Source organism: Metasolibacillus sp. FSL H7-0170, assembly GCF_038593115.1.
Lineage (GTDB): Bacteria > Bacillota > Bacilli > Bacillales_A > Planococcaceae > Metasolibacillus > Metasolibacillus fluoroglycofenilyticus.
In genome coordinates, this window is sequence record NZ_CP151964.1 from 1,711,616 (window position 1) to 1,730,485 (window position 18,870).

Here is an 18,870-nt window from a genome sequence, read left to right on the forward strand (position 1 = left end):
TGGAATCACCTTTCTGCCTTCAATTCAAAGATTGTGTCTCGAAGCTCTGCTGCACGTTCAAAATCAAGCGCCTTCGATGCTTCTTTCATCTCTATTTCCAATGATGCAATCAATTTATCAATTTCAGCCTTCGTTAATTTTTTACCTTTTGTCACTTTCGTTACGTATGTTTCCTCTTCCTCTGCTACTTGTGTTGCGCGAATAACATCTGGAATTTTCTTAATAATCGTTCTAGGTGTAATACCATGTTCCTCATTATAGGCAATTTGAATGGAACGACGGCGCTTTGTTTCCTCAATCGCTTTTTGCATTGAGTCTGTCATTTTATCTGCATACATAATCACATGGCCATTCGCATTCCGTGCAGCGCGCCCAATAGTTTGAATAAGTGAACGCTCAGAGCGAAGGAAACCCTCTTTATCAGCATCTAAAATCGCTACAAGTGATACTTCTGGAATATCAAGTCCTTCTCGCAATAAATTAATGCCAACCAACACATCGTATGTCCCTTTGCGCAGCTCGCGAATAATTTCAATGCGCTCTAGCGTTTTAATTTCAGAGTGCAAATATTCTACCTTTAAGCCTGCTTCCTTTAAATAAGAAGTTAAATCCTCCGACATTTTTTTCGTCAATGTCGTTACAAGCACTCGCTCTTTGCGCTCCATGCGTTGATGGATTTCATCTATTAAATCATCAATTTGCCCTTCAATTGGACGCACATCAATTAGCGGGTCTAATAAGCCTGTTGGACGGATAATTTGCTCAACCATTTCCGGTGTATGCTCTAGCTCATACGGACCTGGCGTCGCTGATACATAAATCGCCTGACTAATCTTTGAATCGAACTCTTCAAACTTTAGTGGACGATTATCCAAAGCTGATGGCAAACGGAAGCCATGCTCCACTAACACTGACTTTCTCGCTTGGTCACCATTGTACATTCCACGCACCTGCGGCAATGTTACATGGCTTTCATCAACAATGAGTAGAAAATCGTCGGGGAAATAGTCGAGCAATGTGTATGGTGTAGCCCCCGATTCGCGCAATGTTAAATGACGTGAGTAATTCTCAATACCTGAACAAAAGCCCATTTCTTTCATCATTTCTAAATCATAATTTGTACGTTGCTCTAGGCGCTGTGCCTCTAACAATTTATCCTCCGCACGAAACTTTGTTAACTGCTCGTCCAGCTCCACCTCAATGTTTTTAATGGCCTTAAGCATCTTCTCCTCACGTGTAACGAAGTGAGATGCCGGAAAAATAGCTACATGCTCACGCTCCGCTAAAATTTCACCCGTCAATGCATCGACCTCGCGAATACGGTCAATCTCATCTCCGAAAAACTCGACGCGAACACAATGCTCATCACGAGATGCTGGGAAAATTTCAACTACATCACCGCGCACCCGAAATGTTCCACGAATAAAGTTAATATCATTGCGCTCATATTGCACATCGACAAGACGACGTAACAGTTCATTACGCTCTATTTCCATCCCTGTGCGAATAGAAACAACCATTTCTCGGTATTCCTCTGGCGAACCTAAGCCATAAATACAAGAGACTGAAGCAATAATAATTACATCATTACGCTCAAATAATGCGGATGTTGCTGAATGTCGTAGTTTATCTATTTCATCATTGATGCTCGAATCTTTCTCGATATACGTATCCGTTTGTGGTACATATGCCTCGGGTTGGTAGTAGTCATAATAGCTGACAAAGTATTCCACTGCGTTATTTGGGAAAAACTCTTTAAATTCGCTATAAAGCTGACCTGCCAATGTTTTATTATGTGCCATAACAAGTGTAGGCTTATTTATTTGCTGGATAACATTCGAAACGGTAAATGTTTTCCCTGTACCTGTTGCACCTAGTAACGTTTGATGCCGCTTTCCTTCTCGAATGCCTTTAACAAGCTCCTGAATGGCACTTGGTTGATCACCATTAGGTTTATAAGCCGATTGTAAATCAAAAATTTCCGTCATGCTTTTTCGTCCCTTCTTGCCAATCTAGTTAGTTGTATTTTAGCATATTCATTTTCAAATATCGACAATTAAGCGAACATATATTCCTTCGTTTTTTAAAAATCTACTTTTCAAGCAAGTTTAATTCATCGCAGCGTCCCAAAAGCATTGTATTTCCTGCTTTTGGGACGCCTCAATTAAATTTAGCTTTTTAATGCAAATAAAAACAGCATGTTAGATTTTCACTTTTCTAACATGCTGCCCTATTTTTTTGCCATCCTTTAAGTGATTCACATAAAGGCAATGCTTTCTTCATTTGGTTGCTCCTCCAGCTCGCGTAATTCGCTTGTATAATTATAAAAATCTTGTTCATTCCTTTCATCTAATGCCACATCGATTAACTCTTTCAATTTTTCAATTCTTTGCAGCCTTTGGAGCCTACTTAAGAATAAGTCCAGATAAATATCACTCAACAATTGCTCGCATTGATTTTTAGTACCTTGCTGACCCACTGCGCGTAAAAACTCAGTGTATGAATAGAATTTATCCATGTTAATCACCTCGATGCTCTTTTTTCTATTATATAGAACAGAAAATCAATTTGCAATATTTTCTGATAATTTTATCTTTTCTAAATATTTTTATTGCTTTATCATCATTATTGTTGATTTCATTAACATAGATGTATTATACTGGATATTATAGAGGATAGGTGGATTGTTCTATTTTATTGGAGGAGATTCTAATTTGAATACAAGCATTAAACATCTAAATTCTTACTGTGTTACAAATGCAACTTATTTACTTTTACCAATAAAAAAAGACAAGCGGTTGCATACACTCGTCTTTGATAAAGCCGGTTGTCTCTACGTTTCACAAAGTCCCATGAAAATCATTCGCGCCTCATGCAGACAAATGGGAAGCAGCTACCAATCAGCGATAGAGCTTTCCAAACAATACTTCGGCGCAAACAAGCATAAACTCCCCATTGTCGTCGCAATCAATTACGGAGACCCTTGTGTTATGTTTCCTTTAATGTCTCCAAAATCCCCTTTGAACGGCTGGGTATCATTCAACTCCTTAATCAATATCCGAGACCAAGAAGGTCAAATTAACGTCACATTCAAAAATTTTTTAGATTCCGATTTAGATATTCAATATACATCTTTTTGTAAACAGTATGTCAGTGCAGCGATGTTACATAAGCACTTAACATCAAAATGGACGCATTTATATTAATTTAATGTATGAGCACCCCTCTATCCTCTACACTTGAAAAAAGGCTTTTCAGAAAAGTGTAACCTCCTCTGAATAGCCCCATAGCTTTCTATTTTATAATGCGCGAACGTAAATAAGCATTAATAAACGCATCAATATCTCCGTCCATTACCGCGCCAACATTTCCTGTTTCCTCGTTCGTACGATGATCCTTCACCATCGAATATGGGTGGAATACATAAGAACGAATTTGCGAGCCCCAGCCAATTTCCTTTTGCTCACCACGAATTTCATCAAGCTGCGCCTGTTGCTTTTCAATTTCTAATTGGTAAAGCTTAGCCTTCAACATTTGCATTGCTTTTTCACGGTTTTTAATTTGTGAGCGCTCCGCCTGACACTGCACTACGACACCTGTTGGTATATGCGTAATACGAACAGCAGAGTCCGTCGTATTAATATGCTGTCCACCAGCACCTGTCGAGCGATACGTATCAACTTTTAAATCCTCGGAACGCACTTCTATTTCAATATCGTCGTTAAACTCTGGCATTACTTCACATGATACAAATGATGTATGGCGACGACCTGAAGAGTCAAATGGCGAAATACGTACAAGACGATGTACGCCTTTTTCCGATTTCAAATAGCCATATGCATTATGACCTGTAATCGAAAGTGTAACGGATTTAATCCCCGCTTCCTCACCAGGTAAATAATCAATTGTTGATACTTTAAAGCCTCTCTTTTCAGCCCAGCGTGTGTACATACGAAGCAACATAGAGCCCCAATCTTGAGATTCCGTACCACCTGCACCGGGATGCAGCTCTAAAATCGCATTATTTTTATCATATGGATCGGCTAACAGCATTTGCAATTCAAAGTCTTCCATCTTTTCTTCAAACTGCTCTAGTTCGCTTTCTAGCTCCATTTGTAAATCTTCATCTGGCTCCTCACGTAAAAGCTCCAATGTCATCTCTAAATTCTCATGTGTCGCGAGTAATTCATTGTAATCATTGACAATTGCTTTAATACCATTTGCTTCGTTAATAACTGTTTGTGCCGCTTGCTGATCATTCCAAAAATCAGGCATGAGCATTAGTTCATCAAGCTCCTGAATACGTGCCTCTTTATTTTCTAAGTCAAAGAGACCCCCTAAAATCAGCTAATTTCCCCGCTGTATTTTCTAAAATGTTTCTTGCTTCTGCTAATTCGATCATATTTATTCCTCCGTTGATTTTCTTCTATATGAAGAAGTAGAAAAGGACTGCCTAAAAAGCGTGCTGCTGCGATTGCTCATCGCAGAAAATATAGCTAGCGCACTACTTTCTAGACAGCCCGACTTCCATTTTTATACCTAGTTAGTTCGCAACACCGTGACAGTTTTTATATTTTTTTCCGCTTCCACATGGACAAGGCTCGTTACGCCCGATATTTTCTGCTTTACGAACAGGCGCCTTTTTCTTTGGTGCTGCCTCTTCCTTTGGATTAACAGCCTGCCCTTTAGCTACTTCTTCACGTTGTAAATTACTGCGAATTTCAGCCTTCATTGCATATTTCACTACATCCTCACGCACAGCCGCAACCATATCCTCGAACATCGCAAACCCTTCTTGCTGATATTCGCGAAGTGGATCCGTTTGACCATATGCACGTAAATGAATCCCTTGGCGCAGTTGATCCATCGCATCAATATGGTCTATCCATTTCGTATCAATGGAACGAAGTAAAATAACCTTTTCAAATTCACGCATGCGCTCAGGCGTTAACTGCTCTTCCTTATCGTTATAACGCTCTTGTACAGCTGCATAAATGACCTCAATCATCGCATCTGGCGCTTTGCCCTGTAAATCATTCACAGTGACTTTTCCTTCATCAAGTAAATTTGCTGCGATATAATCTTCAAGCGGCTCTAGGTTCCAATCCTTTTCCTCACCTTGCGTATGAAGCGCCACGGCATTTTCAATTGATTCACGAATCATCGTTTCAACAAGTGCGCGCATATTTTCAGATTCAATTACATCTTGACGCTCTTTATAAATAACCTCACGTTGCTGACGTAATACATCATCGTATTGTAATAATCGCTTACGTGCATCAAAGTTATTACCCTCAACACGCTTTTGTGCTGATTCTACAGCTCTCGACACAATTTTCGATTGGATTGGCTGTGAGTCATCCATTCCAAGCTTTGTCATTACCGATTTCATATTTTCCGAAGCAAAACGACGCATTAAATCATCTTCAAGCGACAAATAAAATTGCGTCACACCTGGATTTCCTTGACGACCAGAACGCCCACGTAGCTGGTTATCGATACGGCGAGATTCATGACGTTCAGTACCGATTACAGCTAAACCACCTAGCTCTAGAACACCTTCGCCAGGCTTAATATCTGTACCACGTCCAGCCATGTTCGTAGCGATTGTTACAGCGCCTTTTTTACCAGCATCTGCGATAATTTCCGCCTCACGTTCATGGTTTTTGGCGTTTAATACGTTATGTGGAATTTTATGCTTCGTTAACAATGTAGAAATAATTTCCGATGTTTCAATGGCAACAGTACCTACTAACACAGGCTGTCCTGCTTTATGGCGCTCAGCGATATCACGTGCCACCGCCTCAAACTTCCCTTTCATTGTAGCGTAAACTAAATCTGGTCGGTCATCACGTGCAACTGGCTTGTTTGTAGGAATAACTATAACATCCATATTATAAATATTACGGAATTCCTCTTCCTCTGTTTTTGCTGTACCTGTCATACCAGCTAGCTTTTCATACATACGGAAATAGTTCTGGAACGTAATCGTCGCCATTGTCATCGACTCGTTCTGAATTTCTAAGCCTTCCTTCGCCTCAATCGCTTGATGTAAACCATCTGAATAACGACGTCCCTTCATTAAACGACCCGTAAAGCCATCAACGATAACAACTTCACCTTCCTGCACCACGTAATCAACGTCCACATGCATCGATACATGTGCCTTTAACGATTGGTTGATTGCATGATTTAATCGAACATGCGTTAAATCAAATAAGTTGTCAATCCCAAATGCTCGCTCTGCCTTCTCAATCCCATTCTCAGTTAGCGTCACACCCTTTGTTGACTCATCATAGTTAAAATCTTCCTCCGCCTTTAACATCCGAACAAAAGCATTTGATTGTACATAAAGTTGCGCTGTTTTACCGGCCTGTCCTGAAATAATTAATGGTGTACGCGCCTCATCAATTAAAATCGAGTCAACCTCGTCAATTACAGCAAAATGCAACGGACGCTGCACACGTTCCTCTTTATAAAGCACCATATTATCACGTAAATAGTCGAAGCCGAGCTCATTATTTGTAGAATAAGTAATATCAGCCGCATAAGCCTCTCGTTTCTCCTCTTTAGATAAACTATTTAAGTTTAAGCCTACCGTTAGGCCGAGCCATTGGAACAGCTCGCCCATTTCAGAAGCATCTCGACTCGCTAAATATTCGTTCACCGTAACAACATGCACACCTTTGCCAGTTAATGCATTCAAATAAACGGCTAATGTAGAAGTTAGGGTCTTCCCTTCACCGGTTTTCATCTCCGCAATATTTCCATCATTTAAAGCAGAAGCACCCATAATTTGCACACGGAATGGATACATCCCAAGCACACGACGTGATGCCTCACGCACAACACCAAACGCCTCCGGCAATAAATCCTCCAGTGTCTCTCCTTTTTGGAAGCGTGCTTTAAATTCTTCAGTTTTCGCCTGTAAAGCACTATCAGGCAATGCTTCCATTTGACTAGCTAACGCCTCAACAGCATCCGCCTTTTTCTCCAAACGCTTTAATTCTTTTTTATTAAAGTCAAACATTTTATTTAATATATTTAACATCTATTTTCACTTCCTGTATTTTCTCTAACCTTCATTTTAGCATTATATATATATGTGGTGCAAATGGACGCGCGTGTTTTTTGTATTTTTCTCAATTGCGAAAAAGTTTGTATTGGTGACATATTTTTTGCGTTGGCTACATGGGGATTATTCTGGGGTTGCTAGCACTTCCCACGGGAGGCATGGCACTTGCTGGGAGGGCTATTGGCGGTTTCTTGAGTCTATTGGCGATTTCTGTGATTCTATTGGCGTTTCACTATTTAATTATTTTATATCTCCGATGTCTTTTTTGTCCTTCGTGTGGTAAATTTAGTTTTTTTAGTAAGCGCTTGGCGGCGTGGATGGAGTCGATTTTGAGGAAGACTCTTAATTTTTCATTGGAAATCCACTCATCGACTAACAAGGCATAGTCATGTAGCGCTTCTTGTACTAAGGTACCATTACATTTAGGGCAAGTAAATTGACCGTGCTTATAATACATCGTTACAGAACAATTGTTGCAAAGTACGCCTTTTCGTATGGAAGAGATATTAATATTTAATCGTAGACTGTGAGTAGTACACATTTGAAGTAATTGATGTAATAGCTACTTAAGCTGTTCATTGGATAAAATAGATTTATGAGAGGCCAAAAGCTTGCGAACATGCAACTCTAGTCCACTGCTATGAATAATTGGGGTATTTGGTGGCATCTGCTCGATGATTGTTTTGTAGTGAGCCAATACAACAACATAATAAATTGGCAATGTAGAAATATACTGTGCAAGCATACGTTGATGACGCTGTGCCTGATTCAGTGGGTTGCGAAAACCTTGCTCGCTGCCGTCGCCGAGCTTGCGAGTAAATTGATGGGTCGCTCCATCTATATGAATCCGTCCTGCAATATTTTTTATTTCTAATAGGAGAAGAAATTTTCGACAAAGGAAAATAGTATCAATTTGATGGGCATCTATTTGAAAATCGTGGAGTAAAAAATAAGGTTCATGCAATTGCATATCTTGCCATTGACGGTCAACATAAAACTCGCCAGCTAACCCTTGCTGTACGCGAATAAGCTCCTCTTTAAATTCTGAAAAGCCTCGACGAACTGCGGCTGCTAGTACCGCCCCCTTACCGGTCTTTCACGTGGCAAAACAATCATCTAATTCCTCCTAACTAAATATTTTATAGAATATTGATTTCCGTAGCGAGTAGTGCTCGCCAAATCGCTCAAAATACAAAATATTAGCGCCCAAAACTCCGGCAACTGCACGGCTTTTTGGACGCCCTCTTCATTCATTTAATTTGTTTCGATTAGACCATACTTCCCATCTTTACGTTTATAAACGATGTTTGTGCTGTCTGATTCTGCATCTGTAAAAATATAGAAGTCGTGACCAAGCATATTCATTTGTAAAATAGCTTCTTCTTGGTCCATAGGTTTTAAGTTAAATTGTTTCGTACGAACAATTGCGTACTCTTCTTCTTCAGCAGGCTCACTTTGTGTAACATTTGCGAAAAATATCCCTGCTCCTTCGCGTTCACGGAATTTACGATTTACCTTTGTTTTATGTTTACGGATTTGGCGCTCTAACTTATCAACGATTAAATCAATAGCTGCATACATATCGCCATTGCGCTCCTCAGCACGAAGCGTTAAGTTTTTCATCGGAATTGTCACTTCGACTTTTGTTTGTTTATCGTTATACACTTTTAAGTTAACGTTAGCGCTTGCGTTCATATCATCGTTGAAATAACGCTCGACCTTCTCGATTTTATTTTCAACATACTCACGAATCGCTGGAGTTACCTCGATGTTCTCTCCACGAATATTAAAGTTTAGCATATGAACTCCTCCTTCATTTAAGGCTATATTAATTTATTTCGACATTGTAAAGAATTCTCCTTCTTTTTTTAAAATTCTTTTTCAAATATCGACATTTTTTTATTACCCTAAAAATGAAATCGAAAAACAATTACATTTTTGACATTTTTGCTTGTATTACTTCTTTTTTCCGTCGTACTTTTAATTCGCTAATAATCAAATCTTCCAGCGACGATTGATTTTGAAAAATAATCCCGTACTGCTTTCCTTGCCCAAATACTTTAGTCCAAACAACCTCACCAACCCCAGTAATTTCACTTGAATCTAAAATAAATTGAACTTCAAGAAGCGGGATTTGCTTGCCGCTTTCATTAAAATTTACTTCTGAAAACACTTTAACACCGCGGGGACTTATATCTAATATACTTGCATCAAAAATTTCGACACCATCTTTCATAATTGGCTGTCCATCTACAAGCATTTTCACCTTCGCTGGTATCGGCTCATCAAATGAAAAGCGAAAACTTTCTTGCCTTTTAAAAAACATATAAACCCTCCTAACGATTACTCATACTCTCATTATTCATAAAGAGCTAGCAATCGTCTATCATCTTTATCACTATTTTACAAACACACCTGATATGTCTTTATACCTAAATATAAAAGACTGAAATATAGTGAAATAATTACATTGAATAATATGTAAATACCCACAAAGCATATTTAATGCCTTGTGGATATTGATTCTTTCTATACTCGCTGTGTATTTCTATACTGCTGCTGACGTGTAATTTTCAACACTTCTTTCCACGTATCACGAAACTCTGTCACAAGCCCTTCAACTTCCTCTAAGATTGCTAAATCATTTTTTGTATTTGCTTCTATTAAACGACGATTCATATATTCATATAATGGCAGCATTTGCTTAGAAATTTCAATATCCATATTTAAAGTTGACATTAATTCAGCAATAATAGCCTGTGCCTTTAAAATATTTGTATTTTTCTCTTCGAATTTCTTCTCTTCAATTGCCTTTTTTGACTTTACTAAAAACTTTAAACAACCATTATATAACATAAGTGTTAACTCACCCGGCGATGCTGTTGTAACGCTATTTTGCTTGTATGCATTATATGCAGATGTATGTGCTGACAATGGTTGACATCCCCTTTTTGCTTTATTCACTATATTTTACACTATAAAAATAGCATTAGATAGTAAAAAAGCAACAATTCTGTGAAATGATAAGGATGATTTACCCTAATATTTGAAAATACTTCTGAGTATTTAGGGGTAAAAGCTTTGTGAAATGTCTTAACTAAGAGGGAGATTCCCTGTTTTCAAATCAATTGTTTCATATTCCGATAAGCGCTCTAAAATAAGCAACGCCATATGCTGAGCACGTTGCTCCATCTTCGATTTTAATAAATGAGCATGGTCTACACGCTTCTTAAATGCTTTGTAGTAAACAGGTACAAAATAACTTCGGCCATTTGTTAAAATAATTTTCGTTCGCTCATTACCAGCATCTTCATAATGGCAGAGGCAATGTAATGCAATCCAAATACTTGACGAGGAGGTAATAGATTCACTTGGAAACCAATAAATATTTTGTGCTGGGTTAACCGCAATTGGGTACATATGCACATTCCCTAAAACCGCACGTGAACCATCCCTTGCTCCTCGATAACTCGACCCAAAATGCTTTAAATTATACTCCAATAACTTCTGCTTCGACATAGCGACATACACCACACGATGCTTTTCAATAACAATGGAAAAAGGCTCTGCAAACTCATTTGTAGCCTCATATAACATTGCTGTTTCAGTAGTAAAAATATAATTTTTCAATAATTCCATGCCATTTCCCCCTCTACTGTTCCTAAAAGGAATATACTTTAAATATTATTAGTATACTTTGCACCGAAAATTTTTAAGAAAGATATATTTTACTAGGCGATTTGATTAACTTCTATTTTACAAAGAATACTACAAATCTGTTGATTTCCGTTACGTGAAAGCTTCAGCTTCAACTAATTTATTTTGGTCCGTACTGTTCATACTGAAGACGCCCTATCTTACAATCAACTGATGAGTGTCCTATAAAAAATGTTTTTCTCTGCTAAACATGCCTAATATTTCGTCTTATATAGACCTAAAATACCCTTCACTATGAAAAACTGCTACTACAAAAAAGTTATTCGAAAATAATTCTATCTGATTTCTTGTGCGACATGCCCTCCTCCTACAATCTTTTTTGGTCATCTATAGCTCTCATTTGTAAAGACCAATAAATTAGATGAACAGGTAAATTGTGTAATATTTCTCTGATTTTTTATATAGTATACCATTGTACCTATTGTGTCTACATATTTTATTAACAATTTCTTAATCCGACAAAAGCTTTCAAAATTAGACAAAATGAATTGTGCTTTTTGACTCATTTTTTGCTATTTGAAAAAATAGTCACTAAAAAAGGAAATCCATATTTTTATCGAATTCCCTTTGATAAGCAGATGTTTCTTGAAATTATGCAAAACAAAACCGCATAAAACCGGATTTACTCCGTTTCATGCGGCCAAATAAAGCTAATTATACTTGCTGTGCGCCACCAAATTGCTGCTGACGCGTAATTTTTAGTACTTCCTTCCATGTATCGCGGAATTCTGTTACTAAGCCTTCTACTTCTTCGATAATTGCTTGTTCATTTTTAATATTTGCCTCTGTAAGGCGACGATTCATATATTCATATAATGGTAACATCTGTTTTGAAATTTCGATATCCATATTGAGCGTTGACATAAGTTCTGCAATAATCGCCTGAGAACGCTGAATATAGTGGTTTCTTCCCTCAATATTCTTTTCATCGATTGCTTGCTTTGCTTTATTTAAAAACTTTAAGCACCCATTATACAGCATTAATGTTAACTCACCTGGTGAAGCGGTTGTTACACTATTTTGTTTATATGCATTAAAAGCATTTGTTTGTGCTGCCAATCTAGACACTCCCTTTGAAGCTACTATTATAATTATATCTTAATCTGTTCCAACGTTTCAATACTATATGTTTTATCGTTTAACTATTTTTTCTTATCATAGTACATGCCATCCATCGTTTGAATATGCGAATAAGGATTTAGATACTGCTGTTCAGATTTTTTAGAAGTTTGTAGCTCCTTCATGTCTGCCTTAATTGATGACATAACACGTTCAAGTCTATTTCGAATTCCTTTATCTAATTCAAGTAACATTTGATGGGTCTTATCTCCCGAATTATAAGCGAATCCAGATTGTACGAGTTCCTCCATAATTTTGCCTCGTTGATCTAATAAGGCATTAATCTCCTCAATGAACGCATCACGTTTGGTTTCTTCCGGGTTCGAAATTAATTTTTCATATAATTTTGCAGAAATTTGAAGTAACTGTTGTAATTGTTGTTCCATTTAGAAATTAGCTCCAATTATTGAGTTTGACCTGCGAAAAACATTGACGACTGCTGGTTTGCTTTATTAATTGCCGTTTCCATAGCAGTGAACTGCTTCCAGTAACGTTGTTCAATGTTAGCTAGCTTAGTTTTCCAAGCTTCAATACGTGTTTCCACATCATTCAATGTAAGACCAAGATTAAATGTGTTATTAACAGAATCTGCTTTACCAGCCTTTTTCTCAATATTTATAGTAGCTGTTTTAATTGACTTTTGTAGTCGATCCGCAATTCCGGGATTTTCTACCGTACCTGAAAATAGGCTATAAACAGCGTCTGGATCCTTTTCAATAGCAGCACGTAATTTGTCTTCATCAATTTCTAGTTTACCATTTTCCGAAGTTTTACTTGATGTCGTGATACCGATTTTGAAGAGCGCGTTAAATTCCTCATTTGAAGCTGCACCTTTAGAGTACATGTCTGTACGCATATTTGATAATACACTTTGGATAATAGAATCGCCACGAAGAAGACCTGATTTTGCTTTTTCTTCCCATGCTTCAATTTCCTTCTCTTTCATATCTTTCTTTTGTTCATCTGTTAATGGAAGGAAATCCCGATACTTCTTCTCTTTAATTTGCGAGTTTAAAGAATCAATTAAACTGTTATATGTTTCAACAAATTCTTTAATTTTATCAACCATATTATCAGTATCTGTTTTAGCAGTTAATGAGATTGGCTGTGAACCAGCGCCATTAAATGTATTATTTAATGTGATTGTAAAGCCATCTAATTCAAATGTATTCGACTGACGTTCAATCTCCATACCATTCACTGTTAACTTTGCATTCTCACCATTTGTAATTAAACTCTTACCTACGCTTGGTCCCTCTTTATCTGCTGGATCACGTAATTCTTTCGTTCCAAAACCAAGGCTATCAAAGAAATTATTAGCATCAGACTTAATGACAACACTAGCTGATGTATCAGCAAATGTATACTCGCTTGAAGCTTGATCCCATCTTGCCTCTTTATAATTCTCGCCTGCACCCGTAGCTTGGGTAGATATAGAAATTTTCCCTGATGCCTTATCATAAAAGGCATTCAAACCTGTTCCCTTACCATCATCACCATTTTTAATTTTTGAAATCACATCATTGATTGAATCGTTCTCAGAAAACGTAAGTGTCACATCTTTATATGTTCCATCTGTTTGTAGAACGGACATTTCAACCGTTCCAGGTGTAATGCCGCCAATTTCACTTAACTTTTTCGTTCCTTCAGTACCTGCAGCAATAATGCCATCTCCGCCAGTTGTATTGCCAGCACGCGCAATCTTTTCAATATGATCAATATTTAATGTTTGTCCATTTTGAGCAGATGTTGGTGTTGCAGACACTGCATTATTTGAACTAATTACAACTTTCTTCGCAAAGTCTTTTTTATACATCATGTTTTTTTGTATATAATCATCGAAAGCTTTTAATTGCTTGTTTACATCACGATAGGCATCACGTTGCCATTCATATTTCTGTTTATTTTGATATAATTTATTTAATGGAGCTTTTTCTGCTTGCATTAACTTTTCTACAATACTATCAATATCCATCCCAGATGCTAAACCACCAATACGCATTACCATAACTTATTTCCTCCTAAAAATTAAATTTTTTCGTCTACAATCATACCTGCTAGTTTTTTCAATTCATAAAAAGCATTTAAAATTTGCTCAGGCGGAATTTCTTTAATAACTTCCTCTGTATCTGTATCTACTAGCTGTACATAATATTTATCTAGCCCTTCGTGATAGACAAATTTGGAAGCCTTATGCTGTATTTGTAAAAATTCATTGATTGAATCTACCGCTTCTTGTAGCTTATCCTTGGAAACAACATCCTTTTGCTCCTCTGTACTTTGTGATTGAACTACTGGTTTTTTAATTGCATTTTCAGTCACTGTATTTTTTTGCACTTCAACTTTTTGCACATCAATTTTATTTGATGCTGTTGGAAGTTTAGTAGTTTGAATAGCTACATCCCCTTGAGTTCCTATGCGCATTTAATTAACCTCCCTGTTTCAAAATGAACTTAGTTATTACTCATATCGGTCATTTTTTTCAATTTTATAGGACTAAAAATACTTTTCAGTACATTTCACCTAACTTATAATATCGTTTATGGAAATACTACAGAAACAGTGATTGTTTCTGCCATTAAAGAGGCAAAGAAGACTTTATACAGCGGAACATTCGCAACAAATCAATTTGATGAAATAAAAGCGAATGTTTTAGAAGCTTTGGAGTGGACTACGTTTGCTAGCCATACGTTAAATGAAGCATCAACAATTTTGCATATAGAAGGTAATGATATGTATGGACTAGCAGTTGGTGAAGAGCACATTACGTTCAAATCACCAAATGGACTAGAACGTACATTAAAGATTATTGTCAATGCAGACTGTACAATCACAGTGACAGCCGAAACACCGCATATGTTAAAATATAGCATATCAACATCAACTGTCAGCTTAGATGAAATTACCTTTACGTTTACACTAAACATTCCAGAAAGTGTACAAGTCTTAACGATTATGCCAAGTGGTTCTAGCCCAGATGCTACTGTTCTTGACAATAAACTAAAAGTCATAATCACACTAGGCATCCCAGCCACATCAACGTAAGCGACAAATAATGCCCACCTAGTTTTTCAGGTGAGCATTAGTGTATTCTTTATTTAAGTTTAGCTGGAATCCGGCATTCCTCCGGAATAGTCTTTGACCACGGAAGGAACTGATCAAGTGCTTCTTGATCATCTATATCTATTTGTGGCAGCTGTTCAAAGAGATAAGTTAAATAATTTAAAGGATTTAGTTGATTCTCTTTGGCAGTTTCGACAATGCTGTAGATGATCGCACTGGCAGTTGCACCTTTCATCGATTGGGCAAATAGCCACGCTTTTCTTCCCATAACGAATGGTTTAATTGAACGTTCTGCTCGATTATTATCGATTTCGAGTCGTCCGTCTTTCATAAAGACTATGAGTTTTGACCATTGGTTTAAACTATAATTTATGGCATCGCCTAACTTACTTTTAGGTGGGACTTGAGGGCGTTTGGATTTTAGCCATACCAAATAAGCGTCCAGCACAGGTTGACTGCGTTTTTGACGTTCTTCCATTCGTTGTTCAGGGCTACAGTTTTCAAATTTCTCTTCTATCTGTTTTTCAATCTTAAATAATTGAGTACAGAATTGAAGTCCTTCAGCCGCAAGACTCGTAGATTTATCTACATTTGCAGGCAAAGATTTAAGCGATTCGTCGTATTTTCGACGTGCATGCGCCCAACATCCAACTAACTCTACCTCCTTCATATCATGGTAACCCGCATAACCATCGACATGAAGATAGCCCGTAAATCCTTTGAGAAATGCTTTCGGGTGTTTACTATGACGAGAAGTTTTATAGTCATATAAGACAATCGGTGAAACTTCACGACCAGATCGATATAACCACATATAGGATTTGGAAGTTGCTGCTTTACCGGGTTCTGCTAATACTTGAACGGTTGTTTCGTCTGCGTGTAAGAGTCGAGATGAAGCAGTAACTTGTGCAGGCGATCGTATAACGGCGAGAGCCATTTCGTTGCACCATATATTACCCAATTGGCAATCGTTTGGCGTGATAGAAAGACACCAAGCCGTTCAAATTGTTTTTCAATTCGATACAACGGCATTCCCTCTACGTATTTTTGATTCATGATATAGGCCATTGAAGAAGGTGAAGCCAGACTTTTTGGAAAGACTGCCGCAGGCACTTTAGCAGTGGCAATCGGTGTTTCGATTCCTTCACGTTCACATTGGCGACAGCTGTAAATATGTTGTACATGCTCAACGACTTTTACTTGAGCAGGGATGATTTTTAATTCTCTACGTGTTTCCGTACTCATTTCATGTACTGCTTCACCGCAACACAAACAGACTTGCTCTTCTTCGGATAAACGATAATGAATCGTTTCCGTAGGCAAGTTTTCTAGTTTCGCGTCCCGTTGTCCTACATACTTCTTTCGATTATAAGTAATCGTTTCAAGTGTAGGTTCTTTCACTTTTTCATCCGCCGTGATTTCTGCTTCATTAAAAAGAGATAGTTCGAGTGGATCCGGATTGTTTTTTTCACTCGAAGTCCCGAATTTTTGATGTTGGCTTAGTCGGAATTGTTCTTCAAACCATTTGATTTTAGCCTGTAGGACTTCATTTTGTTTTTCCAGCGCCGCATTTTTCGCTGCTAATTCTTCAATTGTAGGTGAGTTTACTTCTACATCTTTTTTCATAAAAATAGGATACCATAAAGAGAGGTGACATGGGTGGTCAATTCTCTCTAAATGATAAATTTTGCATTCATTTTTGGGTGTGCTTGTTTTTGTTCGAATTGAAGTCCATCTAGTAACCAGTTTAATTGACGTGGACTGATAGAGAGTGGTGTAGCTGTTTGTTCATCTGGCCATTGAAAAACACCTTTTTCAAGTCGGCGATAATACAACCAAAAACCATTATGATCCCAATGAAGAATCTTTAATTTATCTCGTTTTCGATTACAGAACACAAATAGATTGGAGGAGAAGGGATCCAGTTGAAAACTCATTTGAACAATAGCTGCCAATCCATCAATCGACTTTCGCAAATCTGTTGTACCTGTTGCTAAATAAACTCGGTCAATTGGAGTTTTACTTAACATGGGATTGAAGAACCTGAATCACTTCATTGAAAAGTGAATGATTAAATCCTTCTTTTATTTCAATTGATACATCTCCTACCTTCACTGTTATAGTAGAAGTTTCTTCAATCGAGTTGGATGAATCAATGGCAACCCATTTTGTAAGAGGATAAGCGACGTGAGTCGATTCAGTATCCAATCTTTTCATCCAGTTATACATACTTTGAACACCTACATGATTTTGTTTACACCAAGCTTTTACACTTGTCGCTCCACTAGATCTGTAGGCATCGATGCGATCTTGCCACATCTGTTTTCGTTCATCTAATGACATAGAAAAACCTCCTAATAATTGATGTTAGTGTGATTATCACAAAACACGACAATTATTAGAAGGTGTGGAGTATTTGACGCTTACTCCACAATGCTTTTTTAGCCATGAGAAATAAGCAGAGGGACTTCTTCGACTTCACGTTCCTTAAGCTCTGTGAGAAGTTTCTGCTAATTGTATACAGATTCAGTTGGGTGAATCGTATAAAGCTAGTACTTCTTTTAATCCGACCTTACGAATATCAATAGCGATATAAACAACCTTTTTGAACACTGTTTCATGACGTACCGGAATATATGTACTATCTAAGTATACACAGACATTACTCCTATTTAATGGACGTTTTTCAACCTGTTCTTTAACCACTTTTGTCATGTTCTAAATCGTCTGCGGTGTATAATGAAGAACATAGATCTTTTCAATTAAACCAGCAATTCCTACCATTGCAATCACTTTTCACAAGAAACGAATGGCCATTCATTTTTCCGAAAATGTGCATAACTGCATCTTTAGAAGTTAGCAATACTATGGGTGTAATAGAATGTTACTGCTCGAATAGATATTTTCATAAGTAACAATTCTACATTCTCTCCTATAAGGTTTGATTTATCTCCTAAATTCTCCACATAAATTTAGAATTAAAAAAGTAAACAGCTATTAAAATATCTGTTCCAACTCATAGGTAGCTTTATTACATTTTATTCATTTCAAGACTTCTTTTTATATTCTTTTACCACGCACTTAGACCGCCATCAATTAAAATATTCTGCCCTGTTACGTAGCTCGAAGCGTCTGAAGCTAAATAAATTAAAGCTCCCACCATTTCCTCTGCTTGTGCCATTCTTCCTAAAGGAATACGATTCGCATAATTTTTCTTGAATGTTTCGTTTTGACCACTTTCGACTCCGCCAGGTGTAATCGTATTGACACGGATACCGTCTTTTGCCCAATAAGTGGCTAAATATTTTGTTAACGCCACAACGCCACCTTTGGAAGCTGAGTAAATAGCAGGTGTATTGATTTGACGATCTAAATAATAGGAACCTTCATAAATACGATTATCTGGTCCCATCACACCATAAATAGAGGCAGTTTGAATAATTGAGCCTCCGATTTCTTGTTCCTTCATTACTTTTCCCACATATTTAGCAACAAGAAACATACTATCTAAATTGGTACTCATTATTTCCTTCCACTGATCTAATTCATATTCCTCAAATGGAGCAAAAAAAGCTTCTAGATTACTTGACTTCCCTGCTGCATTATTATGAAGGATGTTAATAGTACCAAATTCATTTACAACGGTTTCAACCATCTCTTTTATTGACTGCTCAGACGTTAAATTACAATATATCCCTTTGGCTTTCACACCATAACTTTGTCTAAGTTCGGCTGCTATTAATTCAGCCTTTTCAATATTTATATCCACCACTGCCACATTAGCACCTACATCTGCTAACCCCATACAAAAATAGTTACCTAAAATACCTGCTGCACCAGTTACAATTGCATTTTTACCTTTCAAATTGAACAGACTTTTGAATTCTTTTTTCATC

Annotated in this window: 18 protein-coding genes and 2 pseudogenes; 2 read left to right on the forward strand and 18 right to left on the reverse strand. The window is 37.3% G+C overall.

Going from position 1 to position 18,870, the window contains the following annotated elements:
- Positions 1–5: 5 nt before the first annotated feature.
- Positions 6–1,988, reverse strand: a complete 1,983-nt coding sequence (gene uvrB / locus MHH70_RS08070) for an excinuclease ABC subunit UvrB (RefSeq protein ID WP_066165103.1) — start codon at positions 1,986–1,988, stop codon at positions 6–8.
- A gap of 269 nt (positions 1,989–2,257) precedes the next feature.
- The gene (locus MHH70_RS08075; protein WP_066165100.1) at positions 2,258–2,518 is read right to left on the reverse strand and encodes an IDEAL domain-containing protein; all 261 of its coding nucleotides are present in this window, start codon (positions 2,516–2,518) and stop codon (positions 2,258–2,260) included.
- A 196-nt stretch (positions 2,519–2,714) separates the two neighbouring features.
- On the opposite strand from MHH70_RS08075, the gene MHH70_RS08080 reads away from it, so the two are divergent.
- On the forward strand, positions 2,715–3,206 hold the full coding sequence (locus MHH70_RS08080) for a competence protein ComK (protein ID WP_066165097.1): 492 nt from the start codon (positions 2,715–2,717) through the stop codon (positions 3,204–3,206).
- A gap of 88 nt (positions 3,207–3,294) precedes the next feature.
- On the opposite strand, the gene prfB is transcribed toward MHH70_RS08080, so the two are convergent.
- The 11 genes from prfB to MHH70_RS08135 form a co-directional block, all read right to left on the reverse strand.
- Positions 3,295–4,399 (reverse strand): peptide chain release factor 2 gene (prfB, locus tag MHH70_RS08085; RefSeq protein WP_342473174.1). Its coding sequence is split into 2 segments (ribosomal slippage): positions 3,295–4,326 and positions 4,328–4,399, totalling 1,104 coding nucleotides; the frame shifts between segments, so codons are not numbered across the junction.
- A gap of 144 nt (positions 4,400–4,543) precedes the next feature.
- Positions 4,544–7,051 (reverse strand): preprotein translocase subunit SecA, encoded by a 2,508-nt coding sequence (gene secA / locus MHH70_RS08090; RefSeq protein WP_066165091.1) that lies wholly within the window; start codon positions 7,049–7,051, stop codon positions 4,544–4,546.
- Between the two features lie 586 nt (positions 7,052–7,637).
- On the reverse strand, positions 7,638–8,102 hold the full coding sequence (locus MHH70_RS08095) for a nuclease-related domain-containing protein (RefSeq protein ID WP_342473176.1): 465 nt from the start codon (positions 8,100–8,102) through the stop codon (positions 7,638–7,640).
- Positions 8,103–8,329: 227 nt separating this feature from the next.
- Positions 8,330–8,875 carry a ribosome-associated translation inhibitor RaiA gene (raiA, locus tag MHH70_RS08100; RefSeq protein ID WP_066165085.1) on the reverse strand — a complete coding sequence of 182 codons (546 nt, stop codon included), beginning with the start codon at positions 8,873–8,875 and terminating at the stop codon, positions 8,330–8,332.
- 130 nt (positions 8,876–9,005) lie between these two features.
- Complete coding sequence (locus tag MHH70_RS08105; protein ID WP_107942137.1) at positions 9,006–9,401, reverse strand: PilZ domain-containing protein; 396 nt, start codon at positions 9,399–9,401, stop codon at positions 9,006–9,008.
- Between the two features lie 203 nt (positions 9,402–9,604).
- The gene (fliS, locus tag MHH70_RS08110) at positions 9,605–10,009 is read right to left on the reverse strand and encodes a flagellar export chaperone FliS (protein ID WP_342473006.1); all 405 of its coding nucleotides are present in this window, start codon (positions 10,007–10,009) and stop codon (positions 9,605–9,607) included.
- 159 nt (positions 10,010–10,168) lie between these two features.
- On the reverse strand, positions 10,169–10,714 hold the full coding sequence (locus MHH70_RS08115) for a competence protein ComK (RefSeq protein ID WP_066165076.1): 546 nt from the start codon (positions 10,712–10,714) through the stop codon (positions 10,169–10,171).
- A 732-nt stretch (positions 10,715–11,446) separates the two neighbouring features.
- On the reverse strand, positions 11,447–11,851 hold the full coding sequence (fliS, locus tag MHH70_RS08120) for a flagellar export chaperone FliS (RefSeq protein WP_107942136.1): 405 nt from the start codon (positions 11,849–11,851) through the stop codon (positions 11,447–11,449).
- Positions 11,852–11,934: 83 nt separating this feature from the next.
- Positions 11,935–12,297 (reverse strand): flagellar protein FliT, encoded by a 363-nt coding sequence (locus MHH70_RS08125; protein WP_342473007.1) that lies wholly within the window; start codon positions 12,295–12,297, stop codon positions 11,935–11,937.
- A gap of 17 nt (positions 12,298–12,314) precedes the next feature.
- Positions 12,315–13,919, reverse strand: a complete 1,605-nt coding sequence (locus MHH70_RS08130; protein WP_342473008.1) for a flagellar hook-associated protein 2 — start codon at positions 13,917–13,919, stop codon at positions 12,315–12,317.
- A 20-nt stretch (positions 13,920–13,939) separates the two neighbouring features.
- A complete protein-coding gene (locus tag MHH70_RS08135; RefSeq protein WP_342473010.1) occupies positions 13,940–14,335 on the reverse strand; it encodes a flagellar protein FlaG in 396 nt (131 codons plus the stop codon).
- A gap of 138 nt (positions 14,336–14,473) precedes the next feature.
- Here MHH70_RS08135 and MHH70_RS08140 point away from each other — a divergent pair, with 138 nt between their 5' ends.
- Positions 14,474–14,956, forward strand: a complete 483-nt coding sequence (locus MHH70_RS08140) for a hypothetical protein (protein WP_342473011.1) — start codon at positions 14,474–14,476, stop codon at positions 14,954–14,956.
- 49 nt (positions 14,957–15,005) lie between these two features.
- Here the strand turns inward: MHH70_RS08140 and MHH70_RS08145 are convergent.
- The 5 genes and pseudogenes from MHH70_RS08145 to MHH70_RS08165 form a co-directional block, all read right to left on the reverse strand.
- Positions 15,006–16,600, reverse strand: a pseudogene (locus tag MHH70_RS08145) (IS66 family transposase).
- Positions 16,601–16,647: 47 nt separating this feature from the next.
- Positions 16,648–17,004, reverse strand: a complete 357-nt coding sequence (gene tnpB / locus MHH70_RS08150; protein WP_342473013.1) for an IS66 family insertion sequence element accessory protein TnpB — start codon at positions 17,002–17,004, stop codon at positions 16,648–16,650.
- Positions 16,994–17,317, reverse strand: a complete 324-nt coding sequence (locus MHH70_RS08155) for a hypothetical protein (protein ID WP_342473015.1) — start codon at positions 17,315–17,317, stop codon at positions 16,994–16,996. The genes tnpB and MHH70_RS08155 overlap by 11 nt, the downstream gene beginning before the upstream one ends.
- 101 nt (positions 17,318–17,418) lie before the next feature.
- Positions 17,419–17,749 (reverse strand): annotated as a pseudogene (locus tag MHH70_RS08160) (transposase); the annotation flags it as partial.
- A 295-nt stretch (positions 17,750–18,044) separates the two neighbouring features.
- Positions 18,045–18,869, reverse strand: coding sequence for an SDR family oxidoreductase (locus MHH70_RS08165; protein WP_342473016.1), 825 nt, complete (start codon positions 18,867–18,869; stop codon positions 18,045–18,047).
- Position 18,870: the final 1 nt, after the last annotated feature.

Bases quoted from the DNA above. Each gene is read 5' to 3' on its own strand.
- uvrB (WP_066165103.1), bottom strand. From the start codon at position 1,988: ATGACGGAAATTTTTGATTTACAATCGGCTTATAAACCTAATGGTGAT.
- MHH70_RS08075 (WP_066165100.1), bottom strand. From the start codon at position 2,518: ATGGATAAATTCTATTCATACACTGAGTTTTTACGCGCAGTGGGTCAG.
- secA (WP_066165091.1), bottom strand. From the start codon at position 7,051: ATGTTAAATATATTAAATAAAATGTTTGACTTTAATAAAAAAGAATTA.
- raiA (WP_066165085.1), bottom strand. From the start codon at position 8,875: ATGCTAAACTTTAATATTCGTGGAGAGAACATCGAGGTAACTCCAGCG.
- MHH70_RS08105 (WP_107942137.1), bottom strand. From the start codon at position 9,401: ATGTTTTTTAAAAGGCAAGAAAGTTTTCGCTTTTCATTTGATGAGCCG.
- MHH70_RS08115 (WP_066165076.1), bottom strand. From the start codon at position 10,714: ATGGAATTATTGAAAAATTATATTTTTACTACTGAAACAGCAATGTTA.
- MHH70_RS08125 (WP_342473007.1), bottom strand. From the start codon at position 12,297: ATGGAACAACAATTACAACAGTTACTTCAAATTTCTGCAAAATTATAT.
- MHH70_RS08130 (WP_342473008.1), bottom strand. From the start codon at position 13,919: ATGGTAATGCGTATTGGTGGTTTAGCATCTGGGATGGATATTGATAGT.
- MHH70_RS08135 (WP_342473010.1), bottom strand. From the start codon at position 14,335: ATGCGCATAGGAACTCAAGGGGATGTAGCTATTCAAACTACTAAACTT.
- tnpB (WP_342473013.1), bottom strand. From the start codon at position 17,004: ATGTTAAGTAAAACTCCAATTGACCGAGTTTATTTAGCAACAGGTACA.
- MHH70_RS08155 (WP_342473015.1), bottom strand. From the start codon at position 17,317: ATGTCATTAGATGAACGAAAACAGATGTGGCAAGATCGCATCGATGCC.
- MHH70_RS08165 (WP_342473016.1), bottom strand. From the start codon at position 18,869: ATGAAAAAAGAATTCAAAAGTCTGTTCAATTTGAAAGGTAAAAATGCA.